The sequence below is a fragment of the Kitasatospora sp. NPDC038210 genome, from assembly GCF_055600605.1.
Genome location: NZ_JBVJYK010000011.1, coordinates 112,426 through 127,312, shown reverse-complemented (window position 1 = coordinate 127,312; position 14,887 = coordinate 112,426). Strand labels below are relative to the sequence as shown.

Below are 14,887 nucleotides of genomic sequence, written 5' to 3'. Positions count from 1 at the left end.
CCCCGGGCGGGGTGCGGGCGGTCGGTGCGGTTCACCAGTCGCGGCGGTCGGCCGGGGTGCCGAGCCCGGCGCGCAGGTGGCGGACGAGGGCGCGGCGCAGCTCCCGGTCGTGATCGGTCTCCACGGAGAGGTCGAGCTGGACGATGTCCACGCCCGCCGAGCGGAGCAGCCCGATGCGGGCCGCGACGGTGGCCGGGGAGCCGGCGTAGGCGGCGGTGAGGGAGCGGCGGATGTAGGCGGCCACCTGCTCGTCGCCGTGGTCGGGGTCGGAGCGGCCGCGCTCGCGGTCGCGGTCGAGCTGGACGGCCTCGCGCCAACGGCCGCCGGCGCCGCCGGAGGTGAGGCGCAGGGCGTCCCGGCGCAGTCGGCGGACGCGGTCGCGGGCCTCCTCGTCGGTCTCGGCGAGGACGACGGTGACGTGCCGCCAGATCCGCAGCGAACGGCCGTGGACGGCGGCCGCCGCGCGGGCCTCGGCGATCCGCCGCCGGGTGTCGGGCAGCGGCAGCGGGCCGACGGCGTACACCTGCGCGTACCGGGCCGCGAGGTCGAGGCCCTGCGGTGAGGAGCCGCCGAAGGAGAGCAGCTCACCGCCCGGTCTGGGACGCAGGCCGGGACGGGCGGCCGCCACCGTGTAGAACTCGCCCTCGTGGTCGATGTCGCGGTCGGCGGCCAGGTAGCGGGTGAACAGGTCGAGGTACTCCTCGGCCCGGCGGTAGCGCCCGGCCTTGTCGAGGACGTCGCCGTCGCGGGCGGTGTCGCGGTCGCTGGAGCCGATGATGACGTGCGCCGCCGCCCGTCCGCCGGAGAGGCGGTCCAGGGTCGCCAGGGTGCGGGCGGCCACGGTGGGCGCGGTGGTGCCGACCCGGTGGGCGACGGCGACGCGCAGCCGACTGGTGGCGGCCAGTGCCCAGGAAGCCACCAGCCAGGGGTCGGGCCACGAACTGGACTGCACCACCAGGGCGCTGTCCAGTCCGTCCTCCTCGTTCTCGCGCGCGGTGCGGGCGACGTACGCGGGGTCGGCGGTGCGGTCGCGGCCGTCGGGGGCCCAGCGCAGGGCCTGGCGCTCCTGCGGGGTGCTGCCGGGGACGGGGGCGGCGCGGACCCCGCCGCGGATCTCCAGGGGCACGGGCTCTCCTCGGGGGAACTCGGACGGAAGATGGACAAGGAGTCGGACGGGAAGTGGACGGGACGGGGAGGGGCGGGTCAGCGGGCGGCCGGGCCGAGCCGGGCCAGGGTGTCCAGCAGCTTGGCCCGGCTGACGAACACCTCGGGCGGCAGCGAGACGTACAGCTGGATGGTGGTGACGCCCGGGCGGTGGTAGGCCAGGATGCGCTCACGGCACTCCTCCGGGGAGCCGCTGACGAAGAGCCCGTCGACGACCTCGTCCGGCAGGGCCTTCTGGGCGCCCTCGGGGTCCCCCGAGGCCCAGAGGCGGTGCGTCTCGGCGAGCAACTCGCCGTGGCCCAGCCACTCGTGGAACTTCTGGTACGGCTCGCGGTTGAGGATCCAGGCCAGGAACGGCCGGGTGGCGCGGTGGGCGTAGTCGGTGTCCTCGGTGGGGCAGACGAAGACCTTGACCACCAGTTCCTTGCCGGGCGGCTGCGGGCCGACGGTGTCCAGGATCTTCGGCACGTCGTGCGGGAACAGCAGGTTGGTGATGGCGCCGTCCCCCTCGGTGAAGCCGAGCCTGAGCATGTTCGGCCGCAGTGCGCCCAGGATCACCTTGACCGGTTCGGCCGGCGGGTGCGGCAGTCGGTAGCCGGTGATGTCGAAGGTGTCGAACCCGCCGGTGACGTACTCGCCGCGCAGCGCCCGGGTGACGAAGCGCAGCACGTCCCGGGTGCGCTTGAACGGCTCGTCGAAGGGGATGCCGTTGATGTCGGTGACGTGCGCGGGGACGGAGGCACCGATGCCCAACAGGACTCGGCCGGGTGCGAGTTGGGCGAGCGTCGCGGCGGTCTGGGCGAGCACCGCCGGGCCGCGGGTGTGCACCGGGACGATGCCGGTGGCGATCCGCAGCGAGGGGGACCACGCCGCGGTGGCGGCCAGCGGGGTGAAGGCGTCGGTGCCGCCGCCCTCGGCGCTCCACACGTCGGTGTAGCCGAGGTCGGGCAGGCGCTCGACCAGGAAGCGGTGCCGGTCGATGGTCAGGCCCGGAAGTGGCAGGGTGATGCCCCACTTGGGCGGCTCGGTCTCGGTGTGGTGGTGCGGCGGGTGCGGGCTGGTCATCGGGCGGGTTTCCGTTCTGTGGGACTCGGGGGCGGGGCTCAGCCGACCCAGACGGTGGTCAGGTCGAGGAACCAGGACTGCGGTTGGACGAGTCCGTGGACCTTCGGCGAAAGGGCCCGCGGATTGCGGTCGTTGACCACGAACAGCCAGGGCGCGTCCTGGGTGACGAGCGCGAGGGCCTTGCGGTACCCGGCCTGCCGGGCGGCCTGGTCGGCGTCGGCGGCGGAGGTGGCGAGCAGCTGGTCGACCTGCGGGTTCGCGTAGTGGCCGGTCCAGAACGGGCTCGTGGAGCCGATGAACAGCGGCAGCAGCGCCTCGGACTGGAACAGCGTGGTGGACTGGGCGACGGCGTCGGAACCGAGCGCCACCTGGCCCTTGGCCTCGGCGCCGATCAGGGTGGTCCAGTCGGTGGTGCGCAGTTCGACCTTGATGCCGACGGCGGCGAGGTCCCGCTGGAGGGCCTCGGCGATCGGCACCGGCAGCAGGTTGCCGCTGCCGCCGGTGGGCACGGTGACGGAGGTGGTGAACCCGTTCGGTACGCCGGCCTCGGCCAGCAACTGCCGGGCCCTGGCCGGGTCGTGGGAGTAGGCGTCACCGGCGGGGTCGTAGGCGGCGGTGGCGCGCGGCGCGGCCTGGTAGGCGGGGTCGGCGGTGCCGTGCAGCAGCTTCTCGGCGATGGCCCGGCGGTCGATGGCGTAGTTGGCGGCCCGGCGCACCCGCGGGTCGTTCCAGGGGGCCTTGGAGGTGTCCAGGATCCAGTACCACAGGTGGTCGTAGCTGTTGGTGGCGATGGTGACGCCGTCGGCCTCCAGGCTGTCGATGTCGTCCGGATTCGGGTACTCGATCCAGTTCGCGCCACCGGAGCGCAGGGCCGCGGTGCGGGCGGCGGCGTCCGGCAGGGCTTTGATCACGAGCCGGTCGAGCCTGGGGGCGCCACGCCAGTAGTCCTTGTTGGCGGCGAGCTCGATCTGCTGGCCCTCGGTCTGCGAGACGAAGGAGAACGGGCCGGTGCCGACCGGGTGCCGGGCGAAGTCCGCCGAGCCGGTCTTGCCGACGGCGGTGGGGCTGGCGATCAGGACGTGCGCGAGGTCCTCCGGGAAGTGGCCGTTGGGCTCCTTGGTGACCAGTTCCACGTGGTCGGCGTCGGTCTTGCGGTAGGAGGCGATGTCGCCCGCGTACTCCGCGGCGGCGGCGCCGAGGGCGTCGGTGTACTCGGGACTGCCCTTGTCGAGGTAGCGCGCCAGGTTGAAGACCACGGCGTCGGCGTCGAAGGGGGTGCCGTCCTGGAACTTCACGCCCTTGCGGAGGGTGAACGTCCAGGTCCTGCGGTCGGCCGCGACCTGCCAGTCGGTGGCGAGGGCGCCGGTGACCACCGGCGGCTTGTCGGTGTCCTTCAGCAGCTCGTAGCGGGTGAGGCCCTCGTACAGCTGGAAGGAGACCAGCCGCTTGCCCTCGAAGCCCGCGCCGCCGATCACGGTGTCGGTGTTGGGCAGCTTGCCGGTGGCGCCGATGACCAGGGTCCCGCCGCGGCCGGTGCCGCCGCCCGCCCCGGTGGAGCCGTCGCCGGAGCCGCCGCCGGGCCCGGCGCAGCCCGCCGCCGCGGCGAGCAGGACGGCGGCGGCCGGCAGGGCGACGGCTCTGGAGCGGGTACGGGCGGTGCGCGTCATGGCGGTTCCTCGTCAGATGTGGTCGGTGGTCCGGTGGTTCGTCGTGCGGGGGAGCCCGGGTGCGGGCGGGGCGGCGCCGGTGGCGGCGTCCAGCAGGGCCCGGGTGTACGGGTGCGCGGGGGAGTCCCAGAGCCGGTCGGCGGGGCCTTCCTCGACCACCCGGCCGTGCCGCAGCACCAGTACCCGGTGGGCGAGGTGGCGTACGACGGCGAGGTCGTGGGAGATGAACAGGTAGGCCAGGCCGGTGCGTTCGCGGAGCTCGGTGAGCAGGTCGAGCAGGCGGGCCTGCGCGGCGCGGTCCAGGGCGGAGGTCGGCTCGTCGCAGACCAGCAGGTCGGGCCCGGTCGCCAGGGCGCGGGCGACGGCCACCCGTTGCAGCTGCCCGCCGGACAGCTCGCGCGGGTAGCGGGCGGCGAGCGCGGGCTCCAGGCCGACCTGCGCGAACAGCCGGGCGACGGCCGCGGCACGCTCGGCGCGCGGCGTGCCGTGCAGCCGCAGCGCGAAGCCGACCGCCTCCCCGGCCCGCAGCGCCGGGTTGAGCGAGCCGCGCGGGTGCTGCGGGACGAACTGCAGCCGGCCCCGCAGCGCGCGGTCGGCCCGGCCGCGCAGCCGGTACGGGTCGCGGCTGGCGAAACGGACGGTGCCGGAGTCCGGGGAGAGCAGGCCGAGCGCGAGGCGGGCCAGGGTGGACTTCCCGGAGCCGGACTCGCCGACCAGGCCGACGGTCTCGCCGGGGGCGACGGCGAGGCTGACGCCCTGCAGGGCCGTCCGGTCGCCGTAGCGCTTGCCGACGCCGTCCAGGGCGAGCAGGGGAGCCGTGGCTTCGTGGTTCACCGGCGGGCTCCCGGTTCGGCGGCCACCAGGGTGGCGGTGAAGGCGTGGTCGGGCCGGTGGAGCACCCGCTCGGCCGGGCCGAGCTCGACGACCCGGCCGGCCCGCATGACCGCCACCGTGCCGCCGATCCGGCGGGCCACCGCCAGGTCGTGGGTGACCAGCAGCAGCGCGATGCCGCAGTCGGCGCGCAGGGCCCCGAAGAGGTCCAGGATCCGGCCGCGGACCAGGGCGTCCAGCGCGGTGGTCGGCTCGTCGGCGATCAGCAGCTCCGGGCCGCAGCAGATCGCGAGGGCGATCGCGGCGCGCTGGCGCAGGCCGCCGGACAGCTCGTGCGGGTACGCCCGGGCGACCCGCTCCGGATCCGGGACGCCGGCGGTGGCGAGCAGCCCGGGCACGGCGGCGCGGGCGGCCCGTCGACCGGCGGCCGTCCCGTGCCGACGCAGCACCTCGGCGATCTGCGGGCCGATCCGGCGCAGCGGGTCGAGCGAGGCGCCCGGGTCCTGCGGCACGTAGCCGATCCGCCGGCCGCGGACGTCGCACAGGGCGGGCTCGTCGAGCGCCCGCAGGTCCGTCCCGGCGAGGCGGACGGCCCCGGTGACGGCGGCGCCGCGCCCGGGCAGCCCGAGCACCGTACGGGCGACGGTGGTCTTGCCGCTGCCGGACTCGCCGAGCAGCACCAGGGCGCCGCCGGCCGGCAGGGCGAGGGAGACCCCGTCGACGGCCCGGACGCCTCCCGGGTACCCGACGGACAGGCCGTCGACCTCCAGCAGCGCGCTCACCGGACCACCTGCTCCGCGGCTCGTCGCGTCGCCGCCGGGACGGCCCGCGGCAGGTGGTCGGCGCCGTCGCCGACGCGGGTGCGCAGCGCCTCGCCGAGGGTGTTGAACACCACCGAGACGGCGAGGATGACGAGGGCCGGCAGCACCGCCACCCACGGGTGGGTGAGCAGCGCGGGCCGCAGCTCGTCCAGCATCGCGCCCCACTCGGCGGTCGGCGGTGCGACGCCGAGCCCGAGGAAGGACAGTCCGGCGGCGTACACGACGGCCAGCCCCACCAGCGAGGAGGCGTACACCAGCACCACCGGCGCCACCACGGGGGCGACCTGGCGCAGCACCAGCGCGCCCCGGCCGGCGCCGCTGATCCGGGCGGCCTCCAGGTACTCGGAGGCGCGGATCCGCCGGGCCTCGGTGAAGGCGACCCGGGCGACCGCGGGGGTGAGCACCACGGACAGCGCGAGCACGGTCGCGCCCAGGCCGGGGGTGAGCAGCGAGGCGACGGCGATCGCCAGCAGCACACCGGGGAAGGCGTAGAGCACGTCCAGCGCGCGCAGCAGCGCCTGCTCGGTGAGGCGGCCGCCGAGCCCGGCCGTGATGCCGAGCAGCGTGCCGGCGACGGTCGCGACGGTGACCGGCACGAGCCCGCCGGTGAGCGAGGCGCGCCCGGCCCAGACCAGCCGGCTCAGCAGGTCGCGGCCCTGTCCGTCGGTGCCGAGCGGGTGGCCGGGGCTGCCGGGGTCGAGCAGCCGGTCCGCGAGCCGTCCGGCGGCCGGGTCGTACGGGGCGACCAGCGGGGCGGCGAGGGCGAGCAGGACGAGCAGCAGGGCGAGGGTGCCGGGCACGGCCAGGCCGAGGTTGCGTCTGAGCCACGGAGTCGACACGTCAGATCCTCACCCGGGGGTCGATCGCCGCGTGCGCCGCGTCCACCAGGACGTTGACGCCGACGAACGCGACCGCGACCACCAGCACCCCGCCCTGCACCAGCGGCAGGTCGCGGGCGGTGAGCGCGTCGTACAGCAGCCGGCCGATGCCGGGCCAGGCGAACAGGGTCTCCACGAAGACCACCCCCTCCAGCAGGTAGGCGAGTTGCAGGCCCCCGATGGTCAGCAGCGCGGGCGAGGCGTTGTGCACGCAGTGCCGCAGCACGGCGGCCGGGCGCAGGCCGCGGGCGCGCAGCGAGTCGGCCAGCTCACCGGCCAGGACGGTGCCCAACGCCGCCCGGAACACCCGCGCGGTCAGCCCGAGCGGTACGAGCGCGGCGGCGACCGCCGGCAGGACCAGGTGCCGGGCGAGGTCGGCCGGGCCGCCGGAGCCGAACACGTCGTGGGTGCCGCCGGCCGGCAGCCAGCGCAGCCCGACCGCGAAGACGGCGATCAGCAGCAGCGCCACCGAGTACTGCGGGGCGGACACCGCGAGGGTGGACAGCGCCCCGGAGATCCGGCCCCCGGTACCGCGCGGACGCAGCGCACCGAGGGCGCCGAGCGCCACCCCGCCGACCAGGACCAGCAGGAACGCGGCGGCGGTCAGGACGAGCGTCTGGCCGAGCGCGGGGAGCAGGAGGTCGACGACCGGGCGCTGTCCGGAGACGGAGGTGCCGAGGTCGCCGGTGAGCGCGTGGCCGAGCCAGTCGGCGTAGCGGACGGGCAACGGCTGGTCCAGGCCCAGCCGTTCGGCGAGTTCCCGGCGGGCCTCGGGCGGCGCGCCCGGACCGAGGAAGGCGGCGACCGGATCGCCGGGGACGAGCGCGACGGTCGCGAAGACGACGGCGGTGACGCCGAGCAGCGTGGGGACGGCCGGCAGGAGCCGGCGCAGCAGGAACCCGGTCACCCGTCGGCCCTCCGGGTCGGGGCGCCGGACGGGTCGGCGGCGGGCCGGTGGGGTGGCGCGGGCATGGCGGTGCTGTTCCTTCCGGTCGGGGTGTCGGGCCGTCATCACGCCGTCGGGGCAGTGGCGTTCGGCCGTACGGGACGGGCGTCGCCGGCGCCGTCGGGGCGCTGTCGCGACGGCCGCGGCCGCTTGGAGGAGCGTTGCGGACGGCCGGCCCGGACAGCCAGTCAGTTCCTGATGCTGTTACCCGTGGTCACAGGATCCGCGGTGGCGGGAGCGCCACTGCCGGGGCTGCCGGGGCCCGGTCCCGTCCTTGACCTGCACAAGGAACCGGACCTAGGGTTCCCGGCATGGCTATCCGGCGGACCGACTTCACCCTGGTGGGGATCGGCGGCTCGTGGCACCGCAGGTCCTTCGACGAGCTCTGTCGACCGCGCGCCGCGCGCTGACCGCCCCGGTCCACATCCGCCGCGGTCGGCGCCCCCTCCTCTCCCGGATCCGCGCCCGACGCCCGTCCGCGTCCCCGACGGATCCCCGCCGCAGCACACCGCGTCCATGGCGGCCGACCGGCCGCCAGCTAGGGGGACCGCATCGCCATGCCACACCACAGACGTCCAGCCTCCGCCCCCGGAGGTGCCCGATGGCAGCAGTGAGCACCTTCGCCGGGCCGACCGCCCCGATTGCCCCGACCGGCCCGCGCGGCCGGCGGCTCCCCGCCCGCCGCGGCGCCTGCGGCGGCACCGGTGCGGGGGACGCCCCCGTCGCCGGCCCCGCCACCGTCACTGCCACCGCCCCGGACCGGCCGCAGGCCGAGACCGACAACCCGCTGGACCTGATCGCCGGTCACCAGCTGCTGGCCGAAGCGGCGTCGCCCGCCGCGGGCCGGGCTGCGGCCGGCTGCGGCTGCGGCCACCCGATGTGCGTGGACGAGGACCGTGACCGCACCGGGCTCGCCCGAGTGTTCCTGGTCGAGCGGCACTCCGTCGCCAGCGCCGGACTGCGCAGCGTGCTGGCCACCGCGCCCGGCCTGACGGTGGTCGGCTCCACCGGCGACCCACTGCGCGCGGTCGCGGCCGTGCGCCGGATCGCGCCCGACGTCGTGCTGCTCGGCCGCGGCGCCAGCCTGGAGGAGGACCTGGCGACCGTGGTGGCCCTGCGTGGACCGGACGGGGCGCCCGACGCGCGGGTCCTGCTGCTGCGCCGGGCCGAGTCGACCGCCGAGGCCAGCCGGATGCTGCTGGCCGGAGCGGGCGGGTGCTTCCCGCTCGACCTGGCCGGGGAGCGGATCATCGGCGCCGTCCAACTCGCCGCGGCCGGCGGGTCGGTGTTCCTGCCGGCGCCGCCGCCCGCCCGGATCCACGCGGCGGCCCCCGTCCGGCACCTGGGCGAACTGCCGCCGCAGCGCGCGGGGTTGACGGAGCGGGAGCGGGAGGTGCTGGTCAAGCTGGGGCTCGGGCTGAGCAACGCCGAGATCGGGCGCGAACTCGCCCTGGCCGAGGCCACCGTGAAGAAGCACCTCACCCAGGCCATGCGCAAGATCGGGCAGCCCGACCGGCTGCGGGCCGCGCTCTACGCCCACCGCCACGGGCTCGCCGGGTAGTCCCGCCGCCGCCCCCACGGGGACGTCCGGACGCACAGACGCACAGACACGCAGACACCGCCCGAGGGCGGGTCCCGCCGGTACGCGGGGCCCGCCCTTCGTCGTGCCCGGGGCCGGGCGGGTGGCGCGCGGTTCCCGGGAGGGGCGGGAAGGGCTCGCGCAGGGCGACCTTCGGAGCATCCGCACGGCGACGATCGGCGCCCCGACCGGCGCCGTTCGGGGCTACCGGGCCGCGCGGGCCGCTTCGTAGCGTGGCGGGAACGACGACGACACGACGGTCCGAAGGATCGTTCAGCCGAAGGGAGATGGCCCGATGGGGGGTGTGTCCGACGGGACCGGCGCTCCGACCGGCTCCGCTGCCGGGGCGGGCGGCGAGGCCGGCCCGCGTACGGCGGTCCTGGCAGCCGCGAGCCAACGGCACCCCGGCGCGGAGCAGCCGAGGTCCCCGTACCGGGGGATGCCGGACGCCGAGCGGTCCGCGCTCTGGCGGCAGCGGCTGCACGAGGCGGAGGCCGGCCTGACGCGGTACCTGGTGTCACGCGGGGACGAACTGCACCTCACCGACTGGTTCGTCCTGCAGTCCGAGCTCTTCGCCGACCTGCCCGGGCCGGACGCGCCGGCCGTCGAGTGGCAGCGGGTGTTCTTCCGCGACCAGGCGCTGATGGAACGCTTCCTCGTCCTGCGCTACGGCGAGCAGGTGCTCGGCGACTGGGCCCGGTCCAACGCCGAGGTGCACCGGGAGGTCGAGCCCGACCACGGCCGGGGCGCCGCCGACCCGATCCACCGGATCGCCCGGCAGGCCGAACTGTACGGCTCGCACTACGAGTTCGACGACGACGCGCCGCCCGGCCCCGAGCACGCGGCGCTCACCATCACGCACTGCGCGATCTGGGACTACCGGGAGAAGGCCCGGCGCTCGGGCGTCCGGCTGACCCTCGCCTCGCCCTGCACCTACTGCACCGAGGCGCTGTCCGCGAACATCCGCGCCAAGGGCTACCGGCCGGCGCACCGGCTGACCCACGGCCCGACCGGCCACGGCTGCACCTGGGAGTCCACGACCGCAGTCGAGCCCGTGACCGCGACCTCGACCGAGCCCGGGCCGCCCGCCGGACCGGCCGGGCCCACCGCCACCGACGAACCCGGGGAGTCCTGAGATGTGCGGAATCACCGGCTGGATCGACTGGGACACCGACCTGCTCCACCAGGCCCGGACCGTCCGGGAGATGACCGCCACCCTGGCCTGCCGGGGCCCGGACGCGGACGGCCTCTGGCTCTCCCGGCACGCCGCCCTCGGCCACCGCCGGCTGTCCGTGATCGACCCGGACGGCGGCGCCCAGCCGCTCGCCGACCGCCCCGGAGCGGACCCGGCGGCCGTCCTCTCCTACAACGGCGAGCTCTACAACCACCGCGAGCTGCGCACCGAACTGGAGGCCCTCGGGCACGTCTTCCGCACCCGCTCCGACACCGAGGTGGTCCTGCGCGCCCACCTCCAGTGGGGCAGGTCGGCGCCGACCAGGTTCAACGGCATCTACGCCTACGCCTTGTGGGACACCCGGCGCGCGGAGCTGCTGCTGGTCCGCGACCACCTCGGCATCAAGCCGCTGTACTGGCACGCCCACCGCAGCGGCGTGCTGTTCGGCTCCGAGCCGAAGGCGGTGCTCGCCAACCCGCTGTTCCGCGCCGAACTGGACGCCGAGGGCATCGCCGAGCTGTTCGCGCTGCCCGCCGCGCCGAGCGCCGGCCACGGCCTCTTCCGCGGCCTGCACGAGGTCCGGCCCGGCCACCTGGTGGTCGTCACCCGCGCCGCCACCCGCGAGGTCCGGTACTGGCGGCCGGAGTCCGCCGAGCACCGGGACGACGCCGCGACCACCCGGCGGACCGTCCGGGAGCTGCTCGCGGACGCCGTCGAACGGCAGCTGATCAGCGACGTGCCGCTGTGCACCCTGCTCTCCGGCGGCGTCGACTCCAGCGCCGTCACCGCGCTGGCCGCCGCCGCCCGCGAACGGGCCGGCCAGGGCAAGATCACCAGCTTCTCCGTCGACTTCCCCGGCAGCGCCGACCGCACCCCCGACGCCTGGCGGACCACCCGCGACGCCCCCTACGTGGAGGCCGCCGCCGAGCACATCGGCACCCTGCACACCACCGTCCTGGTGCCCGACGACGACCTGCTGGACGCCCGCGACGCCGTCCTGCGCGCCCGCGACCGCCCCGGGTGGGGCGAGATGGACGCCTCCCTGCACCTGCTGTTCCGGGAGGTGCGGCGGCGCTCCACCGTCGCGCTCTCCGGCGAGGCCGCGGACGAGATCTTCGGCGGCTACCCCTACTTCCACGACGCCGACGCGGTCGCCGCGGCGACCTTCCCGTGGCTGCACGGCAGGGCCACCCCGGCGGACCTGCTGCGCGCGGACGTCCGGGCCGAGGTGCGCCCCGAGGAGTACACCGCCGCCGCCTACCACCGTTCGCTCGGTGAAGTGCCGCGCCTGGACGGCGAGTCGGCCCGCGACGCGCGGATCCGCGAGGTCCTCCACCTGGCGCTCACCCGCTGGCTGCCGCCGCTGCTGGACCGGGTGGACCGGGTGTCGATGTCGGTCGGCCTGGAGGTGCGGGTGCCGTTCTGCGACCACCGGCTGGTGGAGTACCTGTGGAACGTCCCGTGGGCGCTCAAGGCGCCGGACGGCCGGGCCAAGGGCCTGCTCCGGGACGCCGTCCGGGACCTCCTGCCGCCGCAGGTCGCCGACCGGCCCAAGAGCGGCTACCCCTCCACCCCCGCCGTCCGCTACACCGAGGTGCTCACGGCCCGCGCGCAGGAACTGCTGGCCGACCCGAACGCGCCGGTCTTCGAGCTGGTGGACCGCGAGCTGGTCCGCCGGCTGCTCGCCGAGGGCCGGCCGCTGCCCAGTCCGCGCACCGCGCCCAACCCCGTCGGCGGCCTCGACCACCTGGTCCAGGTCGACGAGTGGCTGCGCGCCTACCGGGTGGGGCTGCGATGAGCGGAGCCCTGACCCGATCCGCCGCGAACGCCACCGAACAGGACTTCCGGGCCGCCTCCCGCGGCTGGACCACCGGGGTCGCCGTCGTCACCACCGCCGCCGACGAGGAGGTCTTCGCCAAGACGGTCTCCTCGTTCAGCACCCTCTCCCTCGACCCGCTGCTGGTCACCGTCGCGGTCGGCCGGCACAGCCCGCTGGTGGCCGCCGCCGAGGCCTCCGGACGTTTCGGCCTGTCCGTCCTGACGGCCCACCAGGCCGACGTGGCCCGGCGGTTCGCCACTCCCGGGGCCGGACGCGCGAGCGGAGCCTTCACCACCGTGCCGATGCGGACGGCCGCCACCGGCGCGCCGCTCGTCGAGTCCGCCCTGGCCTGGTTCGACTGCCGGCTGCACGCGGCCCTCCCCGGCGGCGACCACACCATCCTGATCGGCCGGGTCGCCGCCGCGGACCGCGCCGACGGCGAACCCCTCCTCTACCACGACGGCCAGTACCGCCTCCTGGCCCCGACCCCCCTCACCACCGGAGTCCGCGCATGACACTGCTGGAAACCACCACCGGCCGCGACGCGCCCGCCACCGCCCGGGGCCTGCTCACCGGCGACCGCTACCGCGCCGAACTCGACGACGGACGCGAGCTCTACCTCGACGGCCGGCGGATCTCCGACCCCGCCCGGCACCCGGCCTTCCGACCGGCCGCCGACGAACTGGCCCGCCTGCTCGACCTCCAGCACGACCCCGACCACCGCGAACTGCTCACCTGGCAGGACCCGGACAGCGGGCTGCGCCTCGCCCGCGCCTACCAGCCCCCGCGCACCCTCGACGACCTCCGGCTCCAGCGCCGCAGCGCCGAGTTCTGGCACGCCGAAGCCCTCGGGCAGCAGGGCCGCTCACCCGCCTTCATGGCCTCCATCGCCGTCGGCGTCCACGACTTCCGGCACCGGCTCGCCGAAGCCGACCCGCGCTTCGGCGCCAACGCCGAAGCCTGGTACCGGTACTGCGCCACCAACGACCTCGTCCTCTCGCACGCCCTCGGCGACCCCCAGATCGACCGCTCCGCCGACCCGCTCGACGACCCGGACCTCGCCTTGCGCGTCATCGAGGAGAACGACCGGGGCATCGTGGTGCGCGGTGCCAAGCAGCTCACCACCCTCGCCCCGCTCGCCCACGAGGTCCTGGTCTACCTCTCCGCCTCCTTCACCGAGGGCCGCGGCGAGCAGTTCGTCAGCTGGTTCGCCCTGCCGCTCAACACCCTCGGGCTGGTCACCCTCGCCCGCGAACCCCTCGGCAGCGCCCCCTGGGGCCACGCCCACCCGCTCGGCGCGCGGTACGACGAGCAGGACGCGATGCTCTTCTTCGACGACGTCCTGGTGCCCTGGGACCGCGTCTTCCTGCTGCGCGACGCCGCCCTCGCCCGGCTCGGCCTCGGCCGGATCAACGCCTGGAGCGCCTACATCGGCCACGTCCGCTACCGCGAGCGCCTGCGCACCCTGCTCGCCACCGCCACCCTCGTCGCCGAGTCGATCGGCGTGGACGGCTTCCGCAACATCCAGGAGGACCTCGGCCGCCTCGCCGGCTACGCCGAACTCACCGAGTACTTCCTGGACGCCGCCGAGGCCCGCGGCGGCCTCACCGACGGCGGCCTGTTCGCCCCCGGCGACACCGCCGCCTCCCGGGTCTGGTCGGCCGAGGTGGCCGGCAGCGCCGTCGAGATCGTCCGCCGGATAGGCGCCTCGGGCCTGCTCATCCAGCCCACCGCCGCCGACCTCGCCCACCCCCGGCTGCGCCCGCACCTGGACCGCTACATGCGCGGCCGCGGCATCGACGCCGAACGCAAGGCCCGGCTGTTCCGGATCGCCTGGGAGCTCACCGGCGACGGCTTCGGCCAGCGCCAGGACCTCTACGAGCACGTGCACCGCGGCGACCTCACGCGCAACCGGATCAACATCTTCAAGCGGTACGACCAGAGCGGGGCCCGCGCGCGCCTGCTGGACCTGGTCGACCGGCCCACCGGCACCGAGGAGAACGAGAAGTGAGCACGTCCGCCGTCGAGATCCAGGCCCGCACCCTCGCCGGGTACGCCGACGCCAGCCGGCTGCGCCAGGTCCAGGACCGCGACTGGGTGCTCGACCAGGTCACCGGCGCCCCCGGGACCCTGATCGACCTCGGCAGCGGGATCGGCCAGCTGCTCCAGGCCGCCCTGGAACGCTTCCCCACCCTGCGGCGCGCCGTCGGCCTGGAACGCTCCGAGCACCGCATCGACGAGGCCGCCGCCCGGCTCCGGCCGTACGGCGAGCGGGCCGCCCTGTACCGGGCCGACCTCACCGCGCCCGAACCGCTGCCCTTCCGCGCCGACGTGATCACCCAGACCTCGGTGCTGCACTGGCTCCACCCCGACGAGGAACGGATCTTCGCCTGGGCCGCCGCCCACCTCGCCCCCGGCGGCACGTTCCTGCTCACCACCTACCACCCCGCCCGGGACGAGCACGGCCTCGGCGGCGAGGACGAGCTCGTCCGTGACGCCCTGGTCGCCCTCGGCACCCCCGAGGACGAGGTGCCCGCAGCCTTCGCCCGCGGCGGGGTGCTGCCGATCGCGACCCGCACCAGGACCGTCGACGGCCTCACGGCGGTGATCGCCCCGCACCTCGCCGTCGCCGCGCACCGGGAGCGCGACGCCGTCGTCACCGTCGACAGCGCCGCGCAGTACGAGCACTTCCACGCCGCCACCTTCGGTGACTACTACAGCCGGCTGGTGCCGGAGGAGCAGCGCGCCGCGTTCTTCCGCGCCGTCGGCGAGAGCGCGTGGCGCCGGCAGCAGGAGCGCGGACACGTCAGCCACATGGCCGTCCGGCTCTGGACGCTGACCCCCCGTTAGCCCGGATCGTTAACAGCACGTGTAGCCCGCCGCTCACCCCTGGGAGGAGCGGCGGGCTGCGCCTACGCTGAGGCTTGTCACCACCGGACCGAC

The 14,887-nt window shown here is 75.8% G+C and carries 13 protein-coding genes; 6 read left to right on the top strand and 7 right to left on the bottom strand.

All coding sequences use genetic code 11. The features are described 5' to 3' along the window. Positions 1–31: 31 nt before the first annotated feature. From ACZ7KX_RS22770 to ACZ7KX_RS22740, 7 genes are all read right to left on the bottom strand, one after another. Positions 32–1,126 carry an LLM class flavin-dependent oxidoreductase gene (locus tag ACZ7KX_RS22770; protein WP_470328048.1) on the bottom strand — a complete coding sequence of 365 codons (1,095 nt, stop codon included), beginning with the start codon at positions 1,124–1,126 and terminating at the stop codon, positions 32–34. A 77-nt stretch (positions 1,127–1,203) separates the two neighbouring features. After that, positions 1,204–2,229 carry an LLM class F420-dependent oxidoreductase gene (locus ACZ7KX_RS22765; protein WP_470328047.1) on the bottom strand — a complete coding sequence of 342 codons (1,026 nt, stop codon included), beginning with the start codon at positions 2,227–2,229 and terminating at the stop codon, positions 1,204–1,206. A 38-nt stretch (positions 2,230–2,267) separates the two neighbouring features. After that, positions 2,268–3,896, bottom strand: coding sequence for an ABC transporter substrate-binding protein (locus ACZ7KX_RS22760; RefSeq protein WP_470328046.1), 1,629 nt, complete (start codon positions 3,894–3,896; stop codon positions 2,268–2,270). Between the two features lie 12 nt (positions 3,897–3,908). After that, complete coding sequence (locus ACZ7KX_RS22755; RefSeq protein WP_470328045.1) at positions 3,909–4,730, bottom strand: ABC transporter ATP-binding protein; 822 nt, start codon at positions 4,728–4,730, stop codon at positions 3,909–3,911. Beyond that, positions 4,727–5,509, bottom strand: a complete 783-nt coding sequence (locus ACZ7KX_RS22750; RefSeq protein WP_470328044.1) for an ABC transporter ATP-binding protein — start codon at positions 5,507–5,509, stop codon at positions 4,727–4,729. Before ACZ7KX_RS22750 ends, ACZ7KX_RS22755 begins: the two co-directional genes overlap by 4 nt. Next, complete coding sequence (locus tag ACZ7KX_RS22745; protein ID WP_470328043.1) at positions 5,506–6,387, bottom strand: ABC transporter permease; 882 nt, start codon at positions 6,385–6,387, stop codon at positions 5,506–5,508. The genes ACZ7KX_RS22750 and ACZ7KX_RS22745 overlap by 4 nt, the downstream gene beginning before the upstream one ends. A 1-nt stretch (position 6,388) precedes the next feature. Beyond that, positions 6,389–7,333, bottom strand: a complete 945-nt coding sequence (locus ACZ7KX_RS22740) for an ABC transporter permease (RefSeq protein ID WP_470328042.1) — start codon at positions 7,331–7,333, stop codon at positions 6,389–6,391. A 640-nt stretch (positions 7,334–7,973) separates the two neighbouring features. Here ACZ7KX_RS22740 and ACZ7KX_RS22735 point away from each other — a divergent pair. From ACZ7KX_RS22735 to ACZ7KX_RS22710, 6 genes are all read left to right on the top strand, one after another. Further along, positions 7,974–8,933, top strand: a complete 960-nt coding sequence (locus tag ACZ7KX_RS22735; RefSeq protein ID WP_470328041.1) for a LuxR C-terminal-related transcriptional regulator — start codon at positions 7,974–7,976, stop codon at positions 8,931–8,933. A gap of 313 nt (positions 8,934–9,246) precedes the next feature. Further along, positions 9,247–10,086 (top strand): hypothetical protein, encoded by an 840-nt coding sequence (locus tag ACZ7KX_RS22730; protein ID WP_470328040.1) that lies wholly within the window; start codon positions 9,247–9,249, stop codon positions 10,084–10,086. A gap of 1 nt (position 10,087) precedes the next feature. Continuing rightward, entirely contained in the window at positions 10,088–11,923 is a 1,836-nt protein-coding gene (asnB, locus tag ACZ7KX_RS22725; protein WP_470328039.1) for an asparagine synthase (glutamine-hydrolyzing), read from the top strand. Beyond that, complete coding sequence (locus ACZ7KX_RS22720; protein ID WP_470328038.1) at positions 11,920–12,459, top strand: flavin reductase family protein; 540 nt, start codon at positions 11,920–11,922, stop codon at positions 12,457–12,459. The genes asnB and ACZ7KX_RS22720 overlap by 4 nt, the downstream gene beginning before the upstream one ends. Further along, on the top strand, positions 12,456–13,955 hold the full coding sequence (locus ACZ7KX_RS22715) for a 4-hydroxyphenylacetate 3-hydroxylase family protein (RefSeq protein WP_470328037.1): 1,500 nt from the start codon (positions 12,456–12,458) through the stop codon (positions 13,953–13,955). Before ACZ7KX_RS22720 ends, ACZ7KX_RS22715 begins: the two co-directional genes overlap by 4 nt. Then, positions 13,952–14,794, top strand: coding sequence for a class I SAM-dependent methyltransferase (locus ACZ7KX_RS22710; protein WP_470328036.1), 843 nt, complete (start codon positions 13,952–13,954; stop codon positions 14,792–14,794). The genes ACZ7KX_RS22715 and ACZ7KX_RS22710 overlap by 4 nt, the downstream gene beginning before the upstream one ends. Positions 14,795–14,887 lie beyond the last annotated feature (93 nt).

Excerpts from the sequence above, each read along its gene's own strand:
- ACZ7KX_RS22735 (WP_470328041.1), top strand. The coding sequence starts at position 7,974 with ATGGCAGCAGTGAGCACCTTCGCCGGGCCGACCGCCCCGATTGCCCCG.
- ACZ7KX_RS22715 (WP_470328037.1), top strand. The coding sequence starts at position 12,456 with ATGACACTGCTGGAAACCACCACCGGCCGCGACGCGCCCGCCACCGCC.
- ACZ7KX_RS22760 (WP_470328046.1), bottom strand. The coding sequence starts at position 3,896 with ATGACGCGCACCGCCCGTACCCGCTCCAGAGCCGTCGCCCTGCCGGCC.
- ACZ7KX_RS22765 (WP_470328047.1), bottom strand. The coding sequence starts at position 2,229 with ATGACCAGCCCGCACCCGCCGCACCACCACACCGAGACCGAGCCGCCC.
- asnB (WP_470328039.1), top strand. The coding sequence starts at position 10,088 with ATGTGCGGAATCACCGGCTGGATCGACTGGGACACCGACCTGCTCCAC.
- ACZ7KX_RS22720 (WP_470328038.1), top strand. The coding sequence starts at position 11,920 with ATGAGCGGAGCCCTGACCCGATCCGCCGCGAACGCCACCGAACAGGAC.
- ACZ7KX_RS22730 (WP_470328040.1), top strand. The coding sequence starts at position 9,247 with ATGGGGGGTGTGTCCGACGGGACCGGCGCTCCGACCGGCTCCGCTGCC.